We start from the raw sequence: 2,056 nt of genomic DNA, 5'->3' as shown, positions 1-2,056 counted from the left end.
AATGGTCATGCCTGGTGACAACGTGTCGATCACCGTCAAGCTGATCGCCCCGATCGCCATGGAAGAAGGTCTGCGCTTCGCTATCCGCGAAGGTGGTCGTACTGTTGGCGCCGGTGTGGTTGCCAAGATTCTCGACTGATTCTGCATGACACATGCCCATCGCCAGCTTTTCGGCGGTGATGGGTATCTCATCGCTCTTTAATTAAAGGAAGTGTGTCATGGCACAACAGAAGATCCGCATCCGCCTGAAGGCGTTTGACTACAAGCTGATCGACCAGTCGTCGGCTGAAATCGTTGAAACCGCCAAGCGTACCGGCGCCATCGTCAAGGGTCCCGTGCCCCTGCCGACCCGCCTGCAACGTTTCGACATCCTGCGTTCGCCCCACGTCAACAAGACGTCGCGTGACCAGTTCGAAATCCGCACCCACCAGCGTCTGATGGACATCGTGGACCCAACCGACAAGACGGTTGACGCCCTGATGAAGCTCGACCTGCCCGCTGGCGTGGACGTCGAAATCAAGCTGCAGTGATGTGATGCGTTCCACGCGGACGCATGATTGATCTGGAAAACCGCCCTGGAGCCTTGGCTTTCGGGCGGTTTTTTCTTGCCTGCGGCCTTTTTGCTTGCATCGTTTGGGCAGCTTTGTTATGATCGCAGGCTTTCCCGTAATGGGTGGATTGCGCGTTGCCTAAATTTTAAGCAGCAAGCAGCCGCCTCAGCAGGAATTCGAAGGCGCTTGCCATGTCAGTACGAGTGACATGCGCCGAAAGAGTCGGCCCGGCCAATCGATGTCGGGCTTGTGTAAAAGGCCTCCAATTGTGAGGCTGGAGAAAAAACCATGAGTCTTAGCAATCGCCTCGGATTGCTGGGCCGCAAGGTGGGCATGATGCGCATCTACACAGACGACGGCGACGCCGTGCCTGTGACTGTGCTCGACGTGTCCAACAACCGCGTGTCCCAGGTCAAAACCGTTGAGACTGACGGCTACACCGCTGTGCAAGTGGTGTTCGGCTCGCGCAAAGCATCGCGCGTGACCAAGCCCGAAGCTGGCCATATGGCCAAAGCTGGCGTGGAAGCTGGTGAAATCACCCGCGAATTCCGCGTCGCTCCTGAAGTCGCTGCCGACTTGAAGGCTGGCGCCACCATCGCCCCCGCCACCCTGTTCCAGGCTGGCCAACTGGTTGACGTGCAAGGCACTTCGATCGGTAAGGGCTTCACTGGCACCATCAAGCGTCACAACTTCGGTTCGCAACGTGCTTCGCACGGTAACTCGCGTTCGCACAACGTTCCTGGCTCCATCTCGATGGCGCAGGATCCTGGTCGCGTGTTCCCCGGCAAGCGCATGTCTGGTCACATGGGTGACGAGACCGTGACAACACAAAACCTCGACGTCGTGCGCGTTGACGAAGCTCGTCAACTGCTGCTGGTCAAGGGTGCCGTGCCTGGTTCGAAGGGTGGCTTTGTCACCGTGCGTCCCGCAGTCAAGGTCAAGATCAAGAAAGGGGCCAACTGATGGCACAGCTGGAACTCCTGAATGAACAGGGTCAAGCTGCCTCCAAGGTTGAGGCTTCTGACACCGTGTTCGGCCGTGAGTACAACGAAGCCCTGATCCATCAGGTCGTCGTCGCTTACCAGGCCAATGCCCGTCAAGGTACCCGCGCTCAGAAGGATCGCGAAACCGTCAAGCACACCACGAAGAAGCCCTGGCGCCAAAAGGGCACCGGTCGTGCTCGCGCTGGTATGTCTTCCTCGCCGCTGTGGCGTGGGGGCGGTCGGACTTTCCCGAACCTGCCTGAAGAAAACTTCTCGCACAAGGTCAACAAGAAGATGTACCGCGCCGGTATGGCCGCCATCTTCTCGCAACTGGCTCGTGAAGGCCGTCTGGCTGTGGTCGATTCGATCGCTGTCGAAGCCCCCAAGACCAAGCTGCTGGCTGCCAAGCTGAAGGCCATGAACCTGGATCACGTCCTGGTCATCGCTGACAACGTGGACGAGAACCTGTTCCTGGCCGCTCGCAACCTGCCTAACGTGCTGGTCGTTGAGCCCCGTTACGCC

General features: G+C 58.6%; 3 protein-coding genes and 1 pseudogene. All 4 read left to right on the top strand.

Annotated elements, in window-relative coordinates:
• Window positions 1-139, top strand: a pseudogene (tuf, locus tag EPO09_RS12905) (elongation factor Tu); the annotation flags it as partial.
• A 79-nt stretch (window positions 140-218) separates the two neighbouring features.
• Complete coding sequence (gene rpsJ / locus EPO09_RS12900) at window positions 219-530, top strand: 30S ribosomal protein S10 (RefSeq protein WP_035037922.1); 312 nt, start codon at window positions 219-221, stop codon at window positions 528-530.
• A gap of 309 nt (window positions 531-839) precedes the next feature.
• Window positions 840-1,514, top strand: coding sequence for a 50S ribosomal protein L3 (gene rplC, locus EPO09_RS12895; RefSeq protein WP_290643703.1), 675 nt, complete (start codon window positions 840-842; stop codon window positions 1,512-1,514).
• Window positions 1,514-2,056, top strand: a 543-nt coding sequence (gene rplD, locus EPO09_RS12890) for a 50S ribosomal protein L4 (RefSeq protein ID WP_290643700.1), incomplete at its 3' end; no start/stop codon positions are given. The genes rplC and rplD, both read left to right, overlap by 1 nt.

Origin of the sequence: Aquabacterium sp. (assembly GCF_004297345.1) — a bacterium.
Taxonomy (GTDB): domain Bacteria; phylum Pseudomonadota; class Gammaproteobacteria; order Burkholderiales; family Burkholderiaceae_C; genus Aquabacterium.
The sequence above is the reverse complement of the archived record's forward strand: the minus strand, read 5'-3'. Positions and strand labels throughout refer to the sequence as shown.